The sequence below is a fragment of the Candidatus Saganbacteria bacterium genome, from assembly GCA_016223245.1.
In the GTDB taxonomy this organism is placed as follows: domain Bacteria; phylum Margulisbacteria; class WOR-1; order XYC2-FULL-46-14; family XYC2-FULL-37-10; genus JACRPL01.
Window position 1 is genome coordinate 150,417 of sequence record JACRPL010000021.1, and the last position, 25,340, is coordinate 175,756.

The window sequence follows — 25,340 nt, forward strand, 5'->3', positions numbered from 1 at the left end:
ATAATGAAAAAAAAGAAATGGGAAATAATCGGCATAATCCCTGCACGGATGGCTTCTTCCCGTTTTCCGGGAAAGCCTCTTGCTTTGATTAATGGAATGCCAATGATTGGTCATGTGTATATGCGATGTAAAATGAGCAAAATCTTAAATGAAGTTTATGTCGCGACTTGTGACAATGAGATTGCAGATTATATAAAAATGCTTGGCGGGAGAGCGGTCATGACCTCGAAATCACATGAGCGAGCTTCTGATCGAACTGCAGAGGCTTTATTGGAGATCGAAGAAGAAGAAGGGAAAACAGTTGACATTGTTGTAATGATCCAAGGCGATGAACCGTTGATCAACCCGGAGATGTTAGAGGAATCAGTTCAACCAATGATCAAGAACGAATCACTGGATGTGGTCAATCTAATGTCGCATCTAAAAGATAAAGAAGAACATGAAGATCCAAACGAAGTTAAAGTTGTTGTTGATCAAAATAATTTTGCGCTTTATTTTTCCAGGGAACCGATTCCTTCCCGGAAAAAAGGAGCAAAAGATATCCCTATGTTAAAACAAGTTTGCGTGATCCCTTTTCGGCGGGATTTCTTGCTTTTATTCAATCGCCTACAACCTATGCCTCTTGAGATTGCGGAGTCAGTTGATATGCTTAGAGTTCTCGAGCATGGGCATAAGGTTAAAATGGTTTTGTCGGAGCATCAAACTTATAGCGTGGATACCAAGGAAGACCTGCTTAAAGCTGAAAAGATTATTGCAAAAGATGGTTTGTTTAAAAAATATAAAATAGGGAGCAAATAGAATGATGCTAGTTACTGGCGCAAATGGGATGGTCGGGTCTTATGTGCCGCAAGTTTTCAAAGGAGAGGATTTTATTTTGACCGATCTCCCCGAAATGGATGTAACAAATCGTGTCAAGGTATTTGGTCTAATCGGAGAATATAAGCCGGATATTGTTTTGCATTTGGCCGCGGAAACTGATGTTGATAAATGTGAAAAGGAAATCGACCATGCTTTTCGTGTAAATGCGATTGGCACACAGAATGTCGCACTTGCTTGCCAAAAGTATAAGGCTGTTTTGGTTTATATAAGCACGGGTGGCGTGTTCGATGGACTTGCTAGACAAGTTCATACTGAATACGATCAACCAGCCCCGCTAAATATATACAGCAAAGCAAAATACGCGGGTGAGCTTGTTGTTAAAGACTTGTTGAGGGAATATTATATTTTTCGTGCGGGATGGATGATCGGCGGCGGAGAGGCGAAGGATAAGAAATTTGTTGGAAAGATAATAGAATTATGCAAGACCTGCAAAGAGATTGAAGCTGTTGATGATAAATTTGGCAACCCAACTTTTGCCAATGATTTTGTCTCCGGTATAAAAAAAATAATTCAAACAGGGAATTATGGGTTATATCACCTTGTCAATACGGGCGTTTGCAGCAGATATGAAATTGCAGTTGAAATCGTAAAGATCTTAGGCGTGGATGTAATGGTTAAGCCGGTAAGTTCTGATCGTTTTCCTTTGCCTGCGCCTCGTTCAGCATCAGAAGCTATGAGCAATTTTAAACTAGATTTAATGGGCATCAATCCAATGCGGGATTGGAAGCAAGCCCTCGCTAACTACGTTTCCGAATGGCGGGAGTCGAGGAACTTTCGATTATAAGATGTTTTTTTCTGTAATTATCCCTTTATATAATGGTGAAAAGCATATTGAAAAGACGCTTGATTGCGTGAAGGGCCAAACTTATCAAGATTATGAGATCATTATCTGCGATGACGGGTCAATGGATCATTCCGGTGAAATAGTTAAATCTTATATGGAAGATCATTTACAGCTGGAAATTAAGTATATTCGGCAAGAAAATAAAGGCCTTGGTGGAGCAAGAAACAGCGCTATACGAATGGCCAAAGGGGATGTTTTGGCATTAATTGATCAGGATGATATTTGGTATTCAGACAAACTCTATGAGGTTAACAAGATTTTTAATGACAATCCTTCGATTGATTACGTTGGCCACAATGAAGCAATTAAAAAGAACGATATGGTTGTTGGCATATCCTCTTATGGGCCGATCGGCAGGGATTTTTTCCGCCAATTGCTTTTTGATAGGAACTGTCTCTCAACTTCTGCCAGTTGTTTTAAAAAAGACGTAATAAAGAGAATTGGTTATTTCACCGAAGATAGAGAGAGGGAACATTTTGTCGAAGATTATGACCTATGGCTTCGAATGGCTGCGAGTGGCTGCAATTTTTATATGATCGAAAAAATTCTTGGCGAATATGTTCTCCATAATGATAATTGTTCAACTAACAGCCCGAATGTTATGTCCGATCATGAGGCTAATGTTTTGCAAAAACATTGGTATAACTATGAGAATAAAAGATCATTTGATAATTTTAGGTATCGCTTAAGGATGGCAAAACTTTATATGGCGGCCGCTATTAATTGTAGGATTTGCAATAAATGGGATCTCGTCTTTCATTATGGCAATAAAGCCCTCCTAGCCAACCCTTTAATTGTATTTGTATTATTAAAGTTGATACCAAAAAGCCTATCCAGATTATTTTTCCCCGTCAAATTATTATGAAAAGCGAAATTATTAGGTTTTATGATGATTTTATCGAACTTGGCAGTATTTGGGATGAATTGCTTCAGCAATGCCAAAATAACACGATTTTCCTGACTTTTGAATGGCTTTTGGCATGGTGGGAAGATTATGGGGCTGGGCACAAATTGTTTATTATTATTATTAGAAACGATAAGAATATTATTGCAATTGCTCCATTTATGATAACAAAGGAAAGAAAACTCCAATTCATTGGCCATGATGTGTCAGATTATCTTGACATAATAATTGCCGACGAAAAAGAAAAATGTTTTGAGCTCATTTTTGAAACATTGAAACGTTTTGGGAATGAGTGGGATTGGGCGGAATTTGTTTATATCCCGCAAGACTCACCATTCTTTGGTCTTTGGGAAAAAAATTTGAAAAAATTAAAAACAATTCAATATGAAATTAAACTTGATTGTTTTTCAATTGTTCTTGATTTGTATAAAAATGGAGGAAATTGGGAATCACTCGAAAAAACATTGCCGCCAAAGCGCCGAAATGACCTAAAGCGTTGTTCCCGGCTATTAAATGAAATGGGAAAACTTTCGTTTCACCGGCTTTCTAAGTTTAAAGAAATCGAAGCTGCCTTCGCTTATTTCGCTAGCAACCACAAAAGGCGTTGGAAGGAGGCCGGTCAAGGGAGCCAGTTTGACAGTGATTTGCAAAATAAACATTATCTAAATACTGCCCGTATGCTTGCCCCAAAAGGTTGGGTCGAGCTTTCTTGTATTATGATAGATGGAGAATATGTAGCAATGGCTTTTGGCTATATATACGAAGGGCGATATTATTACTACACTCCCACTTTTAACCCGGATTATTGGAAGTGCTCTCCGGGAAATGTTTTGATTAAATATTTGATTGAATCTTTTTATCAGGAAGGAAAGATTAAGGTGTTTGATATGTTGCGTGGCCAAGAGAAATATAAATATTCTTGGGCAAAAGATGAGCGCCCCCTTTATCGTATTACTATCTACCCCAGAAAACTCCTCTCGTTGTTCATTTATTTTAGAAATTCTACAGTATCAATAGCTTTGCCAAGGCTTCAGAAATTCCCGTTTCTAAGAAAAATAAAGCATACACTGCTTCGATTGAGTGGAAAATGAATATTATTCCATATTTGATGCCCAGGGATATTTTAGGAATAAGACGCAGCATTAGCCCGTTTCCATGGTCAAATACGATTATTTATTATTCAAGCGGGCGAGCGGCCTTGCTTAATGGCGTTAAGTTGTTAGCTTCAAGTAATGACAAAACTAGAGAATTACTCGTTCCTTCTTTCATATGCGAAGAAGCTCTTTGGCCATTACGAGACGCAGGCTTCAAGATCAATTATTATTCAATTGATGATAAATTTGGCTTCTCTTTAGAAGAAATTGAATCGAAGATAAATGCGAACACTCTAGCTGTTATGATCGTGCATTATTTCGGCATCCAGGTCGATTTGGATGGATTAAAGGATTTGTGCATCAATAAAGGGATCTATTTGATCGAAGATTGCGCCCATAGTTTTTGCGGGGAAAAAACAGGCACAATTGCAGACATTAGTTTTTTCAGTATCAGAAAATTCATTCCGGTACATGACGGCGGAGCGCTGGTTGTTAATAACATTATATTTCAGCCAAAAATTAATCAAATAAGAAGTACTCGAAATCTGGGGAATGGCAATATGCTTAAGCTTGTAATGCGCTCAATCTTGAATTTGTTGAGGGGTCGACTACGGATCAATAATATAGAGGTTGCTCAAAAGCTTTCAATTGAAATGCTTTGTCCTCGGGCTGATAATAATACAGAACGAGCCGGTTTTAAGCCGAAAGAAGGAATGTCAGATCTCTCAAGAGTGATTTTATCGCGGCAGGATCTAAAAAATATCCGCTACAAGCGGCGGGAAAATTATAACGACCTTGCAAATAAATTGAAAAACATGCGTGGGATAGTTATTCCTTTTCCAATTGCTAAGGATGGTTGGTCTCCGTATGTTTTGCCGGTATTTGTTGAAGGCAAGAAACAGTTGACCGTACTAAAGGCCCTGATTTCAAATGGTATTATTGCAAGCGATTGGCCTACTTTGCCAAATGATCTGTCAGGTAGTGAAAAAGAATCCGCTTATCAACTTATGGGACGCATAATTCTTCTTCCGGTTCATCAGCGTCTTAGTAAAAATGCACCACGCGAAATTTCGAGAATCTTTATTGAGGCACTTAAATGAGGCAGATATCCAAAAAAATTCTTTCTTTTTTTCTTTCCAAAGATATTGCGATCTGGTTTTATCTCAAACTGAAAAAGAAGCGTTTGAGGATAATCCTGTACCATGGAATTTCCGATTCTACAGATGAATTGAGGTCGTCGCAGGTTATAAGATCTATTGTATTCGAAAAACAATTGGCGTATTTGAAAAACCACTATAATATTGTCCCATTGATCAATGCAATTTCGGGCGGCAATGCAATAGGGAATGACTTAACGATTACATTTGACGATGGTTATGAAAATGTTCTTGAGATCGCTTCTCCATTATTACTTAAATATGGGATGACGGCTTCAGTTTATGTCAATCCAAAGCTTATTGATCAGACGGAAGCCGGAGAATATAAACCGGCATGGTGGGATATTATTGATAACTTGTTCAATGAAACGACTGCAGGACAATTTACAGAAGTTTTTGAAAAATTTGATATTGGTTTCCGGCGTGAAAAGAGTCTGGCAAAGATCAAGATTGCTATGGAAGAAACACTTAAAGAACTGCCAGCCGCTATAAGTGCGCGCATTGCCGAAGAGTTGCAGTGCCGGTTCTCTAGCCAGATGAAAGAAAAAGCTTTTCCCAGATTAATGACATGGGGGCAGTTGCAACAATTAAGCAATAAAGGATTCGAGATCGGAGCTCACACGATGTCTCATTTGTCGGTGGCATCATTACCTGAAGAAAAATATGAATATGAATTGGTAGAGTGTAAAAAAACTATAGAATCGCGGCTTGGTATCAAAGTTGAGTCGTTTGCATTTCCCTATGGAGGAGATAAGCATTTCAATTTTAATTCTCTTAAAGTTTTAAAAGATGCCGGATATTTATGTGCTTTGCTTGTCTCGGGTAGCGCGGATGATCAATTTTGTTTAAGTAGAATTTCAATACATAAAAATGATGATTTTCAAATGTTCAAAATTAAAGTTGCAGGTATTTATGAAGACTTCGCTTCTATTTATAGAAAAATTAATAATATATGGAAAAGAAATTGAAAATTGCTTTTATTGGTTGGGCAAATAGCCAGCATGTGAAAAGCTGGGTTCAATGGTTTGCTGGCAGGGGGCATGAAGTACATTTGATATCTAATATTTATGAGGAAATTGAAGGGGTTATAGTCCATTCTTTACAAAACAAGATTTCATTGTCAACAGATATGGCTTCAAATTCATCTCAAGGAAGCAATTTCTTCGTTAATTTAATTAGATGGGTGAAGTTTAATTATTTGAGTTATATTAAATATCCATTTTATATTATAAAGACTAGACTATTGCTTAAGCAGATCAAGCCAGACATTTTACAGGGGTTTTATATTGGTTTTGCTGGATATATCGGGGCATTTACCGGATTTCATCCGTTTATGGTTTTTACCGGAGGGCCGGAATTGCTTTTTTTCCCAAAGAAATCCCTGTTCCATCGTATCTGGACAAAATTTGCCCTGAAAAGGGTAGATTTTCTAACACACACGTCCGAGGAGGCGAATGAAGCAGCTGTTCAGCTTGGCATGGCTCCGAATAAATCAAAATTTATGCATATTGGTATTGATCTTAGAACTTTTAACCCCCATGTTGATCCAGGCGATTTAAAGGATAGATTGGGGATTGCTGGTCATCCTATGGTTCTAAGCACACGTGGGTTGTACGATGCTTACTATAACATTACAGGCCTGATTAAGGCCTTTTCAGTTGTGGTTAAGAGGAGGCCGGAAACACGCTTGGTAATGAAATACTATTCCGCGCTTGAAAAGGAAAAATTTGTTAGATTAGCCCAAAACCTTGGTATTTATGATAAAATTGTATGGGTAGAGAAGGTAGATTACAAAGATATGGCAAAGTTCTACCGCGCAGCCGATGTCTATGTTTCCCTTTCTTATACCGATTCCGGAGCTGTTTCTATGCTCGAAGCTATGGCTTGTGGTTGCGTGCCGGTTGTTTCCGATCTCAAGAATATGAAAGAGTGGATTGAAGATGGGAAGAACGGCTTTATTAGTGATCCGGATAATGCATTTGCCGCGGCTAATTCTATCATAAAAATTATTGAAAGTGGTGAAACTAAAAAGGTTTTTGGGGAAAGGAATGTCGATATTATTAAAGCAAGAGCTGATCAGGAGCGATTATTTATTGCTCTTGAAGAGAAATCATATGAATTGGCAGGTAATAAAAAATGAAAAGTAAAAAAGCGTTTGTTTTGGCGGGAGGATTGGGGACAAGGTTAAGGCCTTTAACTTTTGCAATTCCCAAGCCCCTTATCCCGGTTAGGGAAAGGCCAATAATTGACTATATTATTACTAGATTGGTTAAATTTGGTTTTACTGAAATATTTGTTTCTCTCAATTATCAGGCGGAATTGATAAGGCATTACTTGGCGAGTAAAGAATGCAAAGGGATCAAAATAACTTGTTTTGAAGAGGACTCTTCCTTGGGGACTGCCGGGCCTCTTTCGTTTTTGAGAAAAAAAGATATTAGGCTTGCGGATGACGAATCAGTAATGGTTATCAATGGCGACATATTAACTGATCTTGATTTCGGCAGATTTTCAAAAAAGCACATAAAAGATGGCGCAGCTATTACGGTAGCTATGATTAACTATGAATACCAATTGAGCCTGGGGGTTCTTGAGCTTGATCCCCATGATCGTATAATTGGCATTTCGGAAAAACCAAAATTTTCATATAATGTCAGCGCCGGAATATATCTTGTCAAGCATAGTGCGATCGATCTTGTTCCTTTTAATCGATACACTATGCCTGAATTGATATGCAATGCTCGAAAGAAAGGTTTGCTGGTAAATGGATATTTGATCAAAGAACACTGGTTGGCAATTGAGCAGATAAAACAGCTCGAAGAGGCAAGTTTAGTAAAAAAAGGTGATTGGATATCAAAGCTTTAGAGAGGAATATTAGATGGAATTAAAAGATAAAAAAGTTATTGTTACTGGTGGAGATGGTTTTGTAGGAAGCCATTTAGTTGAAGAATTGGTTAAATTGGGTGCGGATGTGACCGCATTTGTATTGTATAATTCGCAAAATAAGATCGGGAATCTCGAATATTTGCCAAAAGATATTCTTGGGCAAGTTAAAACTTTTAATGGTGATATCGTGGATTCAGGCGCTGTTAAAGATGCCATAAAAGGGCAGGATGTTGTTTTTCACTTGGCGGCATTGATTGCGATCCCATATTCCTATTTGGCGCCGGAGGCTTATGTAATGACCAATGTTCTTGGAACTCTGCATGTATTGCAGGCATGCCGAGAATTTGGCGTACAAAAGATTGTACATACTTCAACGAGCGAAACTTACGGCACCGCTCAGTATACTCCAATCGATGAAAAGCATCCCATCCAGGCGCAATCGCCTTATTCGGCAACCAAGATTGGCGCGGATAAATTGGCTGAAAGCTATTATTGTTCCTTCAATCTTCCAGTAGCCACAATTCGACCTTTTAACACTTACGGTCCCAGGCAATCAGCTCGCGCAATTATCCCGACGGTAATTTGCCAAGCATTGGCCGGCAAAAAGGAGATTAAACTTGGCGCACTTTCACCTATACGGGATATGAATTATGTAAAAGATTCTGTTGCGGGATATATCAAGATCGCTGAATCAGATGCGACCGTTGGACAAGTTATCAATATCGGCTCGGGCCGGGGAGTGACGATTGGGGATTTGGCCCAAAAAATACTCAATCTTACAGGAAGTTCGGCGAGGATCATAAGTGATGAAACCCGTATTCGTCCGGATAAAAGTGAAGTTAAACAGCTTCTCTGCGATTTCACGAAGGCGAATAAGCTTTTCGGGTATGAGCCTTTGCATGCTCTTGAGCAAGGGTTAAGAGAAAGCATCAAATTTATAGAAGAACATTTGGATCTATATCGCCCAGATGAATACACGATATAAATCATGGAGAATGTCGTTTTATTGTTATCAATTATATTTTTTTATTATGTAATGAGAAAAAAGAAGATTCCTATTGTTTCGCTTTACGGCATTTTTGGGTTGCAATGGTTTTACTATTTGTTGTTTCCTTTTCTTTCGGTGAATAATTTTATACCCGCACCTTTTCCGACGGGGACACCTTTGAATCACGATGTTCGCGTTGTAAGCTATTTTTTGTTGTTTAATGCTATCTTTATGCTTATATTTTCCTTCATCTTTTTAGTTATTTTCAAGCCAAATGATACAATAAAGAAAGAGGTTTCTGCAAAAGATGAAAAATATAAGACAGCTTTGTTTTTCATTTTATTATTGCTGGATATTTTCTTAATATATATCGGTTATAAATATAGATATTCATATGTTGCAGTGGTGCATACAATCCACGCCAATCTGAGAAATATTTTTGTCGGGTTATTTGCTTTTTATATGATGATTGAGACTAGACGGCTAAAGATATATTTTCTTTATTTTCTTTTTATTGTTGCGACATTTTTTCTTGGCAGCCGAATCTTTTTGGCAATAATCACCGCCATTCTATTTGTTTATTTGTTCGACGTGGGCGTAATCGATCTTAAAAAAGGGGTGGCTTTGTTGTTGGTTGCGATTACTGCTTTTTCGTTGATTGGCGTTGTGAGGGTGGGATTCTATTCTATAGAAAAGATCTCCTATTATTTGTGGCATCCGTTGATCCTAGAAAGTTTGTACTCGGGGTATTCGGGTTTGGCTTTGACTGAAATGTGGCTGGATGGAAAGATAAAATATTATAATTATTTTGGCAGCTATTATATTGATCCATTAATGATTTTTGTGCCTCAAATGGTTTTTATTGGAGCGGGTATTCCTAAGGCGAGCTATAATGTTTTAGGAAAATGGGAAGAAGATCATGGGGGGCGAGATAAAATATCTCCAAAAGGCTCTTATTATTACCTTGCCGAGGCGATTGAGGCAGCAGGTTTCTGGGGAATTATCCTGGTTTCTACGGGCTTTGCAGTAATTTGCGCAAAGATGGAAAAATTACGAGCTGGAAACATTTTTAATCGATTTATTTATTATAGCTTTTTTGGGGCTTTTGGGTTTGGTTTTGTAAAAGCTCAGTTTTCTTGGTGTGCAAGATATTTTATACAAAACATCTTCACGCTGGCGCTCTTTTTCTTGATGTATAAGGTTTTCTACGATGTGGCAAAAAATGTGCGCGATCAATCGAATGGAAAAATTTCAGGACAAACAATTGTATAGGGGGATGTTTTTTGTGGTTGATTTTGTGCGTAGCGCGGTTTTGCTTTTCATGGCTACGGCCCTTTTTATAGCAAAGTCTTTTTGGTTATTGCGCTTAGTTGCTTGTGGGGGCGACATATCATGAGCGAAAAATTAGATTGCTTGTTGATCTCACCGCCAATCCATCATAAAGATAATGATAATATTTGGAAAGGAATAGATTCGAATTTTCCTCCGCTGGGATTGGCCGATATGGCTGGCTATATAAGAGATAAAAACTACAGCGTAAGCATATTGGACTGTAACGTGGAATGCTCTTCTGTTGAATCTTTCGGATCTTTGTTTAAAAAGGAATTTGTTGATAAATATGTGTCAATTAAAATCATTGGATTGACAACCTTGACTTGCAATATAAAAAAAGCTTATGGTGTCGCACAAATTTGCAAAAAATATTATCCAGATGCCATTTTTGTCTTTGGTGGAGTGCATGCGACCTTTGTAGCTGATGAGGTAATAAGAAATGATCTAGTTGATATCGTTGTTTGTGGAGAAGGCGAAAACACTTTACATGAATTGGTCGCAGGCAAGGATTTGGAAATGATTAATGGGATTATATTTAAGAAAAAAATAAATGGCAAGCAGGAAATAGTAAAGAATCCATCTAGGCAAAGAATTACCGATTTGAATTCTCTTCCAATGCCTGCCTATGATTTGCTCCCGATATCTAAATATAAACCTGCCAAAGGATCATATAAACGTTTACCAGCCATGAGCATGATGACATCTAGGGGATGCCCGGGCAAATGTTCTTTTTGCAGTAAAACCCTGGGGAATAGACTTGTATTTAAGTCGGCCGAGAAGATTTTTCGAGAAATAAATTATTTAATTCAAAATTATGGCATTAAACAAATACTTTTTTATGATGACACATTTACCGCATTCAGAAAAAACGTCATGGAATTGTGCGATCTTATTGTGGAAAATAAAACAGATATTTCATGGACTTGTTTTGCTCGCGTTGATTTTGTCGATTTAGGAATGTTGGAGAAAATGAAACAAGCTGGTTGTCACCAGATTATGTATGGGGTTGAGAGTATCGATGAAAATGTATTAAGAAAGATTAATAAAAAAACTAATATTAATCAAGTTGTCAATGCGAGCAAATGGACGAAACAGGCAGGAATAGAATGTAGAGTCGCTTTTATGGTGGGCAATCCTGGGGATGATGAGGAAATAATCAAAAAAAATATTAGATTTGTGAACAAGCTGAATCCCGATATTTTAATTGTTAACATTACCACGCCATTCCCTGGCACGGAAATGTTTGCATGGGCAAAAGAAAATAATTTAATATTGACTTATGATTGGGATGATTATAATCTTGCAAAGCCAGTGATGAGGCTGAAAAATTTGACATCGGATCAAATAAAGGCTCTTTATAAATTGATGTATCAAAGTTTCTATTTTAGGCCGGCTTTTATTCTGCGAAAGCTTTTTCGGATTAGGTCGTTAAGTGATATCAAAATACTTTTAAGTGGATTGAAAGCTGTTTTTTCCCTATTTCAGCCGAAAGGAGGGACGGCCCGTGGATAGATCTTTGTCGCTGTCTGTGATTATGCCTGTTTATAACGAAGTATATACAATCGAAAAATGCATCGAGAGAGTTTTGGCTGTTCGTAGCTCCCATATTTCGGAAATCGAACTTATCGTGGTTGATGATGGATCTACTGATGGGACAAAAGAAATATTGCATAAATATAAGGAAAGATATCCTCATCAGATAGTTTTTGTTGAGCATGGAAAAAATAAAGGTAAGGGTTCGGCCGTTAGAACAGCTTTAGAAAGCGCAAAAAACGATGTATGCATCATTCAGGATGCGGACTTGGAATATAATCCGGAAGATTTTGATAAATTAGTTGTACCCTTTATAAAAGAGAATGCAGATGCGGTTTTTGGATCGCGGTTTATTATTAGAGATTATGCCAGAGTGCTCTATTATCGCCATGCGCTAATGAATCGCTTTCTTACATTCTTAACAAATTTGATAACAGATCTGAATTATACAGACATGGAAACTTGTTATAAGGCGGTTCGGACTGGGTTGCTTAAATCGATCCCTTTGCGTTCGAACGGATTTGATCTTGAACCAGAAATTTCCATCAAACTTGCAAAAAGAGGGGCCCATATATTTGAGGTTCCAATAAGTTATTCGGGAAGAACCAGGCAAGAAGGGAAAAAAATTGGATGGAAGGACGGAGTCATGGCCTTTATAACTTTATTGAAATATTTATTGATCGATGATATTTATAAAGATGATGAATATGGGTCGCATATTTTGACAAGTTTGACGCACGCGCCAAAATTTTCACAATGGATGGCGGATACTATTAAGCCATTTGTCGGAAAAAGAGTTCTGGAAATTGGAGCTGGTATTGGCAATATGACCGGATATTTTATCCCTAAAAAAAAATATGTGGTAAGCGATCTTAATGAGAATTATCTGAAATATATGCGAAATAATTGCAAAAACAAACCGTATCTTGAAGTCAAGAAAGTGGATTTGACGTTACAGCAAGATTTTGATTGGTGTAAAGAACAGTTTGACACAGTCATTTGCTTGAATGTTCTAGAGCATATTTCTGACGATGTTGCAGCATTAAAAAACATTTGCACGGCTTTGAATGGAGATGGCAGGGCTATAATTTTGGTGCCTCAGAATCAATCATTATATTCATCTCTTGATGCGGTGGTTGGGCATGTCAAGCGATATTCAACAGAACAATTGCGCCAGAGCATGATTGCCTCTGGATTTGAAGTTGAACAAATGATCACTGATTTTAACAAAATAGGCGTACTAAGCTGGGTTTTAAACGGCAAGCTTATGCGCCGCAAGCATTTCTCGCGCGTACAGCTTAAAATATTGAATAGCTTGACTTGGTTGTTCCGGATAATTAATCCTCTCCTTCCATGGAATGGACTTTCATTGATATGTGTTGGAAAGAAGGCAGGATCAACAGAAACATGATCTTGATCCTTTTTCCGATGCTTGCTTTTCTTGGCTTATGGGGATTATTCAACCAAAAGCTGTCCATGCGAGAATCTTTTATATGGGCTTCAATTATTTTTGGTTTATTTGTTGTAATAATTACTGAAGTTTTAAGTTTATTTAAATGGATTAAGCCCGTTCCTTTAGCTTTGAGTTGGCTTTTTCTTTCTTTTTTGGTAATAGTAATATTAATTAAATATTATAGGACAAACTTGCGTATAAATATTGTTTTTCCGCGTTCATTCAGCTCATTGGAAAAAGTTCTGTTGAGCTGCATAATAACGATTATGGCTATCACTTTTATAATCGCCTTGGTTGCGCCACCAAATAATTACGACTCCATGACTTATCATATGTCTAGAGTTGTACATTGGGAGCAGAATCAAAGCATTGCTCATTATCCGACAGGGATTGTACCCCAATTATCTCTCCCGCCGTTGGCAGAATTTATTATTCTAAATTTTCAAATATTATCGGGAAATGATCGATTCGCAAACTTAGTCCAGTGGATCAGCATGTTTGGAAGTGTTATTGTGATAACTCTGATTGCACAACTGCTCGGAGGCAACAGAAAGCAACAAATATTATCCGGTTTTATTGGTAGTACTATTCCAATGGGAATTCTACAGGCGACAAGCACTCAAAATGATTATGTTGTAGCTTTCTGGCTGCTTGGATTGGTTTATTTTGTTATTAAATCGGATACAGGGTGGGGCGCATTTAATATTGCTGGGGCAGCGATGGCTCTGGGTTTGGCGATCCTGACGAAATCGATCGCATTTTTCTATGCTTTTCCTTTTTTGGTTTGGCTGATATATATTTATCTTAAAAAAGTAAAGTTAAATTCCTGGAAATATTTATTATTTATGTTGCTGATCATTCTTGCGATCAACAGCGGGCATTATTATAGGAATTTCAATGTGTTTTCTTCGATTGAGGGGCCAAATTATAGCACAAAGAATGAAACCATTTTGCCTCGAAATATTTTGTCTAATTGTATAAGTTATTTTGCTGCAAATCTTGCTACCCCATCGTTTAAAATAAATAATGCAATCGAAGATGGAGTGGCGCATTTCAATGGCATAATTGGTGTAAAGTATTTTGATAAACGATCGGTTCGTGAGCCATTTGAGGTTTACCGGTATGCTCCCCATGAAGATATTGTCCCTTCACCCGTGCATCTATTGTTGATTGTTTTAAGCGGAATAGCGTTCTTTTGTAGTAGGAGTTTGCGACAGAATACAAGTTTATTATTTTATTGCGTTTCACTTTTTGTTGGTTGTCTGCTGCTTTTCGCATTGCTAAGATACCAGAGCGCCTTTTTTCGTTTTACTTTGTCTTTTATTGTATTGTCTTCCCCATTACTGGGCATTATACTTGAAAAAATATTTTCAAAAGGAATTCTTGTTGTGATGATTATTGTAATGATGATTTTGGCTCTGCCGCCATTAATAATGAATATTACTAGGCCAATAATCCCGCCGCCTCTTGCCCATAGGTCAGAATTTTCAATTCTGAATGTCCCGAGGCAATTCTTTTATTTTGGCGGAGGGCGACAAGCAGAATATGAAAGTTATAAAAACATTGTTAAAACGATAAAAAACCGAAAATACATAAATATTGGTGTTATTGGCATTAATAATGAATATCCGCTCTGGGCATTATTAGAAAATAGCGGCATCAAGTTTAGGCTTGAGCATTTGGAGGTTGATAACTTATCAAATTCAATAAAAATGGACTTTAAACCTTCGGCAGTTATTATTTTCAGCGATGATCCCTTAGTTGAAGAAAAATATAGATATAAATTTAAATACCGTGAAATTGTCGGCAAAAGCCATTTTGGCAGGAATATAATAATCTATGGGGAATAAGGGCTATAAAAAAAAAGAACAATTAATGGCTTATCTGCCAGAGGCATTAAACGCAAGGCTGAAGTTATGAATGTCATTATATACGGTCTGGGGAGTGGCCGATGAAAATAGCAATTAATGCCTTGTCTGCTAAAATAGGCGGAGGCGTGACTTACTTAAGATATCTTATACCCGAGTTGGCTCTTCAGGGAAGCGAGCATAAATTTTGTCTTTTTATTTCTCGTTCGCATTTTGATGAAATATTTAATGACATTAAGCTGTCCGACAATATCAAAATAATTAAATTAAATACGGATGGCCCTTTATTGCGAATAGTCAGCGAACATTGTTTTTTGCCTTTTTATCTCGTCAAGGAAAGAATAGATTTATTGTTTTGTCCAGCCAATATAATGCCGCTATTTGTATTGTGCAAGAAGATCGTTTGGATCCAAAATATTTTTCCTTTTATTAAGAAGTACATAAATAAAAATCTGCGCGATAGGTTGCTTGATATTTTTACGATGATTTCAGCCCTAAAAGCTGATCGAATTATCCTCTCATCAAAAGATTCACTTGATTTGGTCTTGGAAACAGGGGTGAGCAGAAGCAAATGCAGACAATGCTATTTGGGGGTTAAACCTTTTTCCCTGCCATTGGTTAACAAAGAAAAAATCATTTTATTGGTTTCAAATATATATTCGCATAAAAATATCAAAACGTTGGTTCGGGCTTTTTCTCTGCTAAAAGAGGAAATCAGGCAGGAATTTCGCCTGATTATTGTTGGAAAAACGGTTGGGATTGAGAGCGAAGCGGAACTGAACGCTTTATTGTGCTTACGCAAAAAACTATACCTTGATGAAAATGTCGTTTTTAATACGGAAGTGGACGGAAAAGAGTTGGCACATTTATATGCTTCCTCTTTAATTTTTGTTATGCCATCGCTGATCGAAAGTTTTTCTTTCCCGGTGTTTGAGGCAATGTCCTCAGGATTGCCGGTTATTGCTGCAAACGCTACTTGTCTGCCTGAAGTGCTTGACGGCGCTGGTTTATTATTCAGGCCAGACAGCCCTGTTGATTTGGCCGAGAAACTGACCCGATTAATTGAGGACCCAGGCCTGGCCGCTACTTTGGCTATTAAAGGAAAGGAACGAGCTGCCTTATTTACATGGGCAAAGACAACCGCCTTATTACTTGGATATTTTAAAGAACTGGAAAAAGAGCCTCGCAACACATGAATGTTTTATTTGTTTATTCAATAAATGATTTTCAGTCTTCAAAAACACCTTTGCGGATACAAGAACAAATGCAGCTAGGTATTTCGTATATCTCTTCGCTATTAAAAAAATACGGCCATTCAACTAAACTTCTTGTTTTAAGCAGAATCTCTGGTGAAAAAAATAAGATTATTATAGATAATTGCCTTGAAGCGTTCAAGCCAAGCGTTATTTGTTTTACTTCGATAACAACGGAATATGATTTTGTGGCGGGCATAGCAAAATATATTAAGAATAAGTATGAACATATATTTTTGATAATTGGAGGGCCGCACGCCTCTCTAAATCCTGAAAGTGTTATTAATGATAATTTTGATGCTTTGTGTGTTGGGGAGGGGGAATTTCCAACGCTTGAATTGATAGCACAATTAGAACAGGGGCTGCGTCCTTCGAATATACCTAATTTATGGATAAAAAGTAATTTTGGTGTTCAAAAAAATCTTACTCGTCAATTTATGCAAAATTTGAACGAATTGCCTTTTCCTGACAGAGAAATGTGGCAAGAATGGATAGCAGATACTCTAGGAACAAGGCATTCTATATTGCTGGGGCGAGGATGCCCTTTTCAATGCACTTACTGCTGCAATCATGCATTCAAAAAGTTGGCTCCAGGGAAATATGTCAGACATAGATCTCCCGAAAATATTATTGATGAGATTAGGGATATTTTGGGGAAATTTCCCGAAACTAAAGAAATATATTTAGAGGTCGAAACAATAACCATTAACAATCAATGGGCGTTGGATTTATTCTCGGCGATTTCGGCATTTAATCCTGGCTCTGGCCGCTTGCTGTCATTTGGGGTAAATATAAGGCTTTCCCTAAATATGGAACTAGAAAAGCTTTTTGCCGCTATGGAAAAAAGCAATGTAAAATTTATAAATATTGGGTTAGAATCAGGCAGTGAAAGAATTCGCAGGGACATTCTTAAGCGGAACTATTCAAATAAAGATGTTATTGATGCAGTAAAACTAGCGAGAAGGTACGGGTTAAAAATTTGTTTTTATAACATGATGGGGATTCCGGGGGAAACAATTGAGGATTATTATGAAACAATTAAAATTAATCGCGAATGCTTGCCGGATTGGAATTCCAATTCGATATTTTATCCATATCCAGGGACCGATTTGTATAATCTATGCGGACAAAACAAGCTGTTGGGAAAACAAATTGATACTGAAATGGAGAGGGACCGTGCTGTTTTGGACCTTCCAGGATTTTCAAGAAAACAAATACAAAAATCTTATATATGGTTTGATTATTATGTTTACAATGGGTATTTGCCAATATATAAATTGCTAGCAAGAGTATTTTCTTTAACGCTCAGATCATCTCCTATATTCAGCAGGATAAGATCGTTGATCAAATATTTTGGGCTATATGATTATGCGAGGAATGTTCTTAGGAAATGATGAGAATCGAATGAATAAAGATGCTAAAAAAGGAAAGCATATAATATGAAAATAATGATCTTGACGAATAGTTATCCTCCAGAAGTTAGCGCCGGGGCTAATCAGCTTTTTGAACTAGCGCAGGCGTTAACATCTTCCGGTCATTCGGTTTCAGTTGTTTCTCGTTTTCCCAGGCGCCTTCCCAAAGAGCAGAGACCAATATTTGGTTGGCGGTTGATAATTAGAGAAAAATGTCCAGAAGCGCATGTTGTAAGAGTAAAAGTTCCGGAGCTTTCTCGTAGGATTCCACTACTGCGGGAGATTGAGCATGTGCTAAATTTTTTTCTATTGATTGTTGCCTGCCTAATAAGTGGAAAATCGGAAGTGATTTTGGTCTATTCACCGCCAATAATTTCTGCTTACGCGGCGCTTGTTGTGCGTTTTTTTTATCGAAACAAAATAGTCCTTAATGTTCAGGATCTTTTTCCCCAAAGTTTAATTGATTTAGGATTGTTAAAAAATAGGTTTTTAATCGCTCTTTCACGCGTGATCGAACGTCTTCTCTATAAGCGTGTTGACCATATCACGGTTATGTCAGAAATGAACAGGGAGATCGTCGGCAAGACGGCTGGGAACCTCGATAAAATTCAAGTTGTTTACAATTGGGTCGATACCGATTATATCCGGCCAGGTGACAGGCTCAATGAATTCAGGCGAGAATTTGGCCTGGGCGAGAAATTTGCGCTGACCTTTGCTGGCTGTATTGCCGATTCGCAGGATATGGACATTATTTTGAATTCGGCCAAAAAGCTTGAAGAGGAGAAAGGGCTTATCTTTTTGCTGGTCGGCAATGGCCCTCGCTATGAAGACACGATCACAAAAACAAAAGCTATGGGGCTCAAGAACGTGCTGATTATGCCTATCCAACCGAGAGAAAAATATGTTAAACTATTAGCAGCTTCGGACGTGGGATTAATTACTCTTAATTCTGCAGTTGCAACACCGGTTGTCCCATCGAAAATGCTCAGTATTATGTCAGCCGGTCGGGCGATCTTAGCAAGTTTGCCTTTGTTTGGAGATGCCCCGGAATTTATTGAAAAGGCGGGCAGTGGGATCGTTGTTAGTGCGGGCGATACAGAAGCGTTCTATAGGGCTGTATTGAAATTATTTAATGACCGCAAACTTTGCCGAGAATATGGGGCGAGTGGAAGGGCTTGGGTTGTTGTGAATTATTCGCTTGATGTCTGCGCCAGAAAATATGAAAAGCTTTTTGCTGAGGTGATAAAAGATGGCATCAAATAAAGAACCGAAATTATTTATTGACTGGATTAATAATGATCCTTTATCCAGACTTTCCGAGGGCTTTAAATGGGTAGGATTGGATCAAGCAATTAAGCCTGGAATGACCGTCTTGCTGAAGCCAAACCTTACATATCCAAAATTTAAGGCAGGAGTCACAACGACCCCTCAAGTGTTGGAAGCTTCTATCAAGCTTTTTTGCGATCTTGGGGCAAAAGTTGTCGTTGGCGAATCCGATGGCGGGTATAATTCTTATGAAGTTAAAGATGCTTATCATGATTTTGGGCTTTATGACTTAGAGAAGAAATATGGGATCAAGGTTGTTTGTTTTTCTTCTGATAAAAGCACATGGAGAACAATAACGGTAAATAAATATTTTAAGGAATTTAAAGTAGAATATCCCGCCGTTCTTGAGGATTGCGACCATTTTATTACTTTTCCAGTTCCGAAAGTCCATGCCATGACCGGTATTAGTCTTTCCTACAAGAACCAATGGGGGTGCGTGCCAAACACTATGAGGCTCCGATATCATCCCATATTCAATGAAGCTATTTTCGCGATAAACCAAATACCAAAAAGTAAGTTTTCTATAATCGATGGTACATATGGCTTGACCAGAAGCGGTCCGATGGTTGGGGATGTTTTTAATTGGGGCTTTATTTTGGTGTCGAATAATTTCGAAGCGGCTGATCTGGCCGTCAGCAAAATGATGGAAGTTGATCTGAAATCGATCATACATTACAAGAAAGTATTCAAGCATGGGCTTGTGCCAAAAATACAGGACATAAGTTTTAATCAAGATTATACTAAATTCATTTCAGATAAATTCTATCTAAGAAGAGATTTCTGGAATTATGTCGCATTAGTTGCATGGCTTCACCCATGGATAAATCATTTTTTTTATGAATCATCTTTGGCCGATTTATTGCATAAAATCATGTATACATTTCGAGAAAAACCGATTAGCAAATAGAAAGGATAAACTATGAAACAAGTCATCCAAAATTATAAGAGCGGTGAATTAAGCTTGGTTGATGTCCCGGCGCCACTGGTTAAAGCTGGCGGCGTGCTGGTCAGGACCCGCAATTCTGCCGTGAGCGTCGGCACCGAAAAATTAATGGTGAACCTCGCCCAACAAAATATTATCGAAAAAGCAATGTCCAGGCCTGATCTCGTCCGACGATTGATCGATAAAGCCAAAACCGAGGGGCTTATGGAGGCATATCAAGCCGTAAAGGGCAGGATGGAGACCCTTCAACCTCTTGGATACAGCTCAGCAGGAGAAATAATCGAGGTCGGCGAAGGTGTCGATGAATTTAAAATTGGAGATAAAGTCGCTTGCGGAAGCGATCTTTTTGCAACTCATTCGGAGATAACCTGGGTTCCAAAAAACCATTGCGTGAAATTACCTGACGATGTTGATTATGAAGATGCAGCATTCGCATATATTGCTGCAATTGCAATCCATGCGATCCGATGCGGGAATCTTTCTTTTGGCTCAAAAGTTGCAGTTATTGGTCTTGGTCTTTTAGGCCAAATTGCGGTCCAAGTATTAAATGCTTGGGGTTGCGAGGCTTTTGGATACGATCTTGATAAGAGAAAAGTTGGACTTGCTATCGAAATGGGCGCAAAAGATGGCACAACAATTTGGCATGAAGCAGTTACAAAATCTAAAATGATGACTTCTGGCCAGGGAGTTGACGCGACAATAATCATGGCTTCAACTTCAAGTAACGATCCGATGAATTTATCCGCAGAGATAACAAGAGAACGAGGAATGGTGGTCGCATGCGGGCTGGTGAAATTAGATGTACCTCGAAATATTTTTTTTGACAAAGAACTTTCCTTAATTGTTTCGAGGGCGACTGGTCCCGGTAAATTCGACTTATCTTGGGAAATTAAAGGCGCGAACTATCCTCTTTCTCTTGTTAGATGGACTCAAGCCGGAAATATGAGGGAATATTTAAGGCTGGTTGCAAACAAGAAAATTAATTTAAAAAGATTGGTAACTCATAAGTTTGGGATATCTTCGGCGCTACAAGCATATGATCTTTTGTTGAGCAACGAGCATCCATATTATCTGGGTGTTCTTCTTCAATATATCGATGAAGAAAAAAATATCGAAAGAAAAGTAGCCGTGAATCCTATTGTTGAACATAAACCTAGTCAGCCAATTGTCGGCATGATTGGCGCGGGGCTATTCTCAAATGTCACAATATTGCCATGTTTAAAAAAGATCGAAGGGATCGTGTTAAAGGGAGTTGCAACTGCAACCGGTATTTCTGGAAGAAATGTTGCGAAACAGTTTGGGTTTGAATACTGCACGACTGATTATAAAGAAATATTAAATGATCCTGATATCAATACTATTATTATAGCTACCCGCCATGACCTTCATGCTAAGATGATTATTGAATCTCTTGAAGCTAAAAAGGACGTATTCGCTGAAAAACCGTTGGCAGTAAGCAGCGATGAGCTATATGCTATATATAAAGCTTATGAGAAGAACAGTAAAAGATTGATGATAGGGTTTAATCGTCGTTTTTCTCCAACAGCTATTGCTGCAAAAGAGCTGATGGGCAATATTGGCGCTGTTACTGTTAATTGTAGGATCAACGCCGGATTTGTTCCAAAGTCGCATTGGACATTGAATAATGAGGGCGGCGGCAGGGTTATCGGGGAAGTGTGCCATTTTATAGATTCAATCCAATATGCAACCTCTTCATTGCCTATCAGGGTATTTGCCGAAACCATTACTTCTTTAAACGGTCAGGTCACTAATGAAGATAATATTGCGATAACAATGAAGATGAAAGATGGGTCTGTTGCAACTATCCTATATACTTCAATCGGGCACAAAGGTTTCCCAAGGGAGCGAATCGAAGTGTTCGGGAATAACCAAGGTTATATACTTGATAATTTTACCAACATGGAATTTATCCGGGAAGGGAAACGGAAGAAGATGAAAAGCTGGAATATCGATCGCGGCCATCAAAATGAATTTAATATTTTCTTTGATTCTATAAAAAAAGGCCAAAATATCCCAGTTGATATTATTGAGTATATGTATACTACGATGGCAACTTTTTCAATAATGGAATCTATTAAACATGGTAAACCTGTTGATGTAATAGTGGATTTATAATGCGGATCCTTCTTATAACAGAAAATTTTCCCCCAGAAACAAAATCATGTTCAACTCTTTTTTTTGAGCTAGGCGAAACCCTGGCGAAAAATGGGCACAAAGTTAAAGTCATTACAAGAAAGCCAAGAACAAATATTGCGGCAGGCACCGATGTCGCATCGATACCATCTAAAGAAATAATGGCCGGTATGGAAGTTAGCCGATTTCAAACTCCTCCATTGGCCAGAAATATTCCGATAATTCGCGGTTTTGAGCATTTTATCCTGGGATTTATCTTTTTGTGGGGAGGATTATTTTCAGGTTCTTTTGATGTTGTTCTTGTGTATTCTCCGCCGCTTCCTCTTGGGATCGCCGCAATATTATTAGCGAAAATAAAAGGCGGCAGATCAGTTGTTAATATTCAAGACTTATATCCGCAGACCGTAATTGATCTGGGGTTATTGAAAAATCCATATTTGATCTGGCTTGCCAAAAAAATGGAAAATATTATTTATAGACAGGCCGACTATATTGCAGTTCATTCTGACGGGAACAAAGAATATGTGTTATCCAATGGTGGATTGGATGAAAAAATCGACGTAGTCCATAATTGGGTCGATACGGAATTAATTAAACCCGGACCTGGAAAGAATGAGTTCAGTGAAAAATTCGGTTTATTGGATAAGTTTGTTGTGTCTTTTGCGGGTGTTATTGGCTTCGCTCAAGGGTTGGAGGTGGTAATAAATGCCGCTCAATTATTGAAGGACAATAAAGAAATTGTTTTTATTATTGTCGGTGACGGCATCAAAAAAGCGGAGCTAGAAAACGAGAGTATTAGGCTAAAATTGACAAATGTAAGATTTATTGAGACTCAGCCCGTAAGCATATATCCCCAGGTCCTAAATGCTTCTGACATTAGTTTGGCCATACTTGATAAAACTCTTGTTACGCCGGTGATCCCTGGAAAGATTCTCTCCATAATGGCGTCCGGCAAACCGGTCCTTGCGAGCTTAGCTTTAACTGGGGATGCGCCAAAGGTAATTGATGAAAATAAATGTGGTTTAGTTGTGCCTCCTGGGGACCCCCACTTGCTTGCTAATGCTATCCTTAAATTATATAATGATAAAGAGTTGCGTGAAGAAATGGGGCGAAATGGCAGGCAAGCCGCTGTTAGATTGTTCTCCAGATCAGCCTGCATAAAAAAATATGAAGATATTTTTAGCTTTAAAGTGGGAGGAGAAATTAATGGATTATAAGTCACAATATAAAGGGAAAAAGATACTAGTAACCGGTGGAGCTGGCGCAATTGGGTCAAACCTTGTTCGCGCCCTATCTGAAGCCGGGGCTGAAAGGGTAATTATTATAGATGATCTTTCTTCTTCAGAAAAATGGAATATTCCTTCTTTGCCAAATGTCTTGGTTTCCGAAGGCGATATTTTAGATGAGATAAAATTAAAAAGAGTATTTTTCGAAGAACCTGACTATGTTTTTCATTTGGCGGCATTTTTTGCCAATCAGAACTCTATTGACCATCCGGAAAGGGACCTTCAAGTGAACGGAATGGGAACCTTGAAGCTTCTCGAATATTCAGCTTTAACAAAAGTTAAGCGTTTTGTATATGCTTCATCCGGATGCTCGATCTACGGAAGCCATGCTCCAATGCCGCTTAAAGAAGATTTTATGTCAATGCATTTAAGTACGCCTTACCAAATAACAAAAATGTTGGGTGAATTGTACTGCAATTTCTTTCAGCACCAATACGAGGTCCCAGTCGTAAAAACGAGGTTTTTTAATTCTTATGGCCCTGGCGAAATACCTGGACAATACAGGAATGTTATTCCAAATTTTATTTACTGGGCTTTGAGTGGAACAGCTCTTCCAATAACTGGTACTGGCGAAGAAACGAGGGATTTTACTTTCGTTGGCGACATTGTTGACGGGTTGCTTCGATCTGGTGTAATGGAAGAAGCTGTTGGAGAGGAATTCAATTTGGCGTCAGGAAGGGAGATACAAATTAAGCAGTTGGCAGAAATGATAAATAAAATGACAGAAAATAAGGCTGGCATTAATTTTGCTCCACGCAGGAAATGGGACACAAAGTCAAGGATACTTGCTTCTGTTGAAAAGGCCAATAAACTCATTGGGTATACACCCAATACGACCTTTGAGCAAGGGCTGCCTCAAGCGATAGAATGGTTTAAAAAGAATTGGGAGAATATAAAGAAAAGTGCAAGCTTTGGCCCTGGGGCTTCTTCTGCTGTGAGAACATTCGCCAGTAATAAATAAAATATTTATTTAGAATTTAAGGATAATAAACCATGAAAATGGATGTTTTTATAATTGCTCCTCTAATTGTTTTGGCTACTATGATCCTTCTTAAAATTTTCAAGGAGATATCAAAAAAATATAATTATCTCGTTGATATTCCAAATCAAAGGAGTTCGCACTCGAAAGAAGTTCCACGGGGTGGCGGAATTGTTATTGTATTGATCGTTCTATTGACTTTTATCGCCACTTTTGGCATTAAAGAGAACACAATATTAGGTTTCATGCTCGGAGGAATATCTATCTCTCTGGTTGGGTTTATTGATGACCTGTTCGATCTGAAGGGAATGTGGAAAATCATTGGGATGGTTTTTTCTTCGGTCATCCCGCTGTTTTTTGGGCTCCAGTTGAATTATGTTGAAGGTTTGGCCAATGGCTCAATACTTCTGATGTTGCTGTCGGTTGTTTGGATATATGGGATGATCAATTCTTTCAATTTTATGGACGGAATAGATGGTTTGATACCAGGGACTTCCGCGATCTTTTCATTCTTTTTGATCGGATTAAGCCTTTTGTCGGGGAATTATCAAGTTGCAGCGATTTCCTTGTTGCTTTTTTGCTCATGCGTAGGGTTCTTAGCGTTCAATTATTACCCCGCTTCAATATTTCTTGGGGATATAGGAAGCATGTTCTTAGGCTATTGTTTTGCAGTTTTAAGCTTAATCCTTGTGAATTCCAGCGCCAATCAACAGCCTATTTATGTTTTTGTTCTTCTTTTTGCGGTATTGATATATGATTCTATGGTCACTTTTATTAGAAGAGGAATTGAAGGAAAGAATCTTATCGAAGCTCATAGGGAACACTTATATCAGCGATTGATCATACTGGGATATTCTCATAGGGATGTTTCTTTGCTTTATTTTGGCCTATCGATATTATTCGGGATTTTTTCAATATTATTTTTAAGATCGGCGCCATCAATTAGATTCATTTATCTTATCTTAGCGCTTGCGATCATGTACAGTTTTAGCCTAATAGTCAAGATGATCGAAAAGAAGGCCGATAATAATGAATGATTTATTAAGCTTTTT

Annotated in this window: 21 protein-coding genes; all 21 read left to right on the top strand. The window is 38.1% G+C overall.

Going from position 1 to position 25,340, the window contains the following annotated elements; genetic code table 11:
• The first annotated feature begins 3 nt into the window (after positions 1-3).
• The 21 genes from kdsB to HZC34_08070 all read left to right on the top strand — a co-directional run bounded on the left by kdsB (position 4) and on the right by HZC34_08070 (position 25,325).
• On the top strand, positions 4-798 hold the full coding sequence (gene kdsB / locus HZC34_07970) for a 3-deoxy-manno-octulosonate cytidylyltransferase (GenBank protein ID MBI5701757.1): 795 nt from the start codon (positions 4-6) through the stop codon (positions 796-798).
• Position 799: 1 nt separating this feature from the next.
• Positions 800-1,663, top strand: a complete 864-nt coding sequence (rfbD, locus tag HZC34_07975) for a dTDP-4-dehydrorhamnose reductase (GenBank protein ID MBI5701758.1) — start codon at positions 800-802, stop codon at positions 1,661-1,663.
• 1 nt (position 1,664) lies between these two features.
• Entirely contained in the window at positions 1,665-2,588 is a 924-nt protein-coding gene (locus tag HZC34_07980; GenBank protein MBI5701759.1) for a glycosyltransferase, read from the top strand.
• Positions 2,585-3,718, top strand: a complete 1,134-nt coding sequence (locus HZC34_07985; protein ID MBI5701760.1) for a GNAT family N-acetyltransferase — start codon at positions 2,585-2,587, stop codon at positions 3,716-3,718. Before HZC34_07980 ends, HZC34_07985 begins: the two co-directional genes overlap by 4 nt.
• On the top strand, positions 3,715-4,821 hold the full coding sequence (locus HZC34_07990) for a DegT/DnrJ/EryC1/StrS family aminotransferase (protein MBI5701761.1): 1,107 nt from the start codon (positions 3,715-3,717) through the stop codon (positions 4,819-4,821). The genes HZC34_07985 and HZC34_07990 overlap by 4 nt, the downstream gene beginning before the upstream one ends.
• Before the next feature lie 209 nt (positions 4,822-5,030).
• Positions 5,031-5,846, top strand: coding sequence for a polysaccharide deacetylase family protein (locus HZC34_07995; protein ID MBI5701762.1), 816 nt, complete (start codon positions 5,031-5,033; stop codon positions 5,844-5,846).
• The gene (locus HZC34_08000; GenBank protein ID MBI5701763.1) at positions 5,831-7,018 is read left to right on the top strand and encodes a glycosyltransferase family 4 protein; all 1,188 of its coding nucleotides are present in this window, start codon (positions 5,831-5,833) and stop codon (positions 7,016-7,018) included. Before HZC34_07995 ends, HZC34_08000 begins: the two co-directional genes overlap by 16 nt.
• Positions 7,015-7,740, top strand: coding sequence for an NTP transferase domain-containing protein (locus tag HZC34_08005; protein ID MBI5701764.1), 726 nt, complete (start codon positions 7,015-7,017; stop codon positions 7,738-7,740). Before HZC34_08000 ends, HZC34_08005 begins: the two co-directional genes overlap by 4 nt.
• 13 nt (positions 7,741-7,753) lie before the next feature.
• Positions 7,754-8,746, top strand: a complete 993-nt coding sequence (locus HZC34_08010) for a GDP-mannose 4,6-dehydratase (GenBank protein ID MBI5701765.1) — start codon at positions 7,754-7,756, stop codon at positions 8,744-8,746.
• A gap of 759 nt (positions 8,747-9,505) precedes the next feature.
• Positions 9,506-10,021: a hypothetical protein gene (locus HZC34_08015; protein MBI5701766.1), complete on the top strand. Its 516-nt coding sequence runs from the start codon at positions 9,506-9,508 to the stop codon at positions 10,019-10,021.
• Positions 10,022-10,141: 120 nt separating this feature from the next.
• Positions 10,142-11,593, top strand: a complete 1,452-nt coding sequence (locus HZC34_08020) for a radical SAM protein (protein MBI5701767.1) — start codon at positions 10,142-10,144, stop codon at positions 11,591-11,593.
• A complete protein-coding gene (locus HZC34_08025; protein MBI5701768.1) occupies positions 11,586-13,025 on the top strand; it encodes a glycosyltransferase in 1,440 nt (479 codons plus the stop codon). Before HZC34_08020 ends, HZC34_08025 begins: the two co-directional genes overlap by 8 nt.
• The gene (locus tag HZC34_08030) at positions 12,989-14,917 is read left to right on the top strand and encodes a glycosyltransferase family 39 protein (protein MBI5701769.1); all 1,929 of its coding nucleotides are present in this window, start codon (positions 12,989-12,991) and stop codon (positions 14,915-14,917) included. The genes HZC34_08025 and HZC34_08030 overlap by 37 nt, the downstream gene beginning before the upstream one ends.
• Before the next feature lie 500 nt (positions 14,918-15,417).
• A complete protein-coding gene (locus HZC34_08035; protein MBI5701770.1) occupies positions 15,418-16,131 on the top strand; it encodes a glycosyltransferase family 4 protein in 714 nt (237 codons plus the stop codon).
• A 68-nt stretch (positions 16,132-16,199) separates the two neighbouring features.
• Positions 16,200-17,582 carry a B12-binding domain-containing radical SAM protein gene (locus HZC34_08040; protein ID MBI5701771.1) on the top strand — a complete coding sequence of 461 codons (1,383 nt, stop codon included), beginning with the start codon at positions 16,200-16,202 and terminating at the stop codon, positions 17,580-17,582.
• Positions 17,583-17,636: 54 nt separating this feature from the next.
• Complete coding sequence (locus tag HZC34_08045) at positions 17,637-18,863, top strand: glycosyltransferase family 4 protein (protein MBI5701772.1); 1,227 nt, start codon at positions 17,637-17,639, stop codon at positions 18,861-18,863.
• Positions 18,850-19,833, top strand: coding sequence for a DUF362 domain-containing protein (locus tag HZC34_08050; GenBank protein MBI5701773.1), 984 nt, complete (start codon positions 18,850-18,852; stop codon positions 19,831-19,833). The genes HZC34_08045 and HZC34_08050 overlap by 14 nt, the downstream gene beginning before the upstream one ends.
• Before the next feature lie 12 nt (positions 19,834-19,845).
• Positions 19,846-22,005 (top strand): bi-domain-containing oxidoreductase, encoded by a 2,160-nt coding sequence (locus HZC34_08055; protein MBI5701774.1) that lies wholly within the window; start codon positions 19,846-19,848, stop codon positions 22,003-22,005.
• A complete protein-coding gene (locus HZC34_08060; GenBank protein MBI5701775.1) occupies positions 22,005-23,240 on the top strand; it encodes a glycosyltransferase family 4 protein in 1,236 nt (411 codons plus the stop codon). Before HZC34_08055 ends, HZC34_08060 begins: the two co-directional genes overlap by 1 nt.
• A complete protein-coding gene (locus HZC34_08065; GenBank protein MBI5701776.1) occupies positions 23,230-24,270 on the top strand; it encodes an NAD-dependent epimerase/dehydratase family protein in 1,041 nt (346 codons plus the stop codon). Before HZC34_08060 ends, HZC34_08065 begins: the two co-directional genes overlap by 11 nt.
• Positions 24,271-24,302: 32 nt before the next feature.
• Positions 24,303-25,325 carry a hypothetical protein gene (locus HZC34_08070; GenBank protein ID MBI5701777.1) on the top strand — a complete coding sequence of 341 codons (1,023 nt, stop codon included), beginning with the start codon at positions 24,303-24,305 and terminating at the stop codon, positions 25,323-25,325.
• The last annotated feature ends 15 nt before the right edge of the window (positions 25,326-25,340 follow it).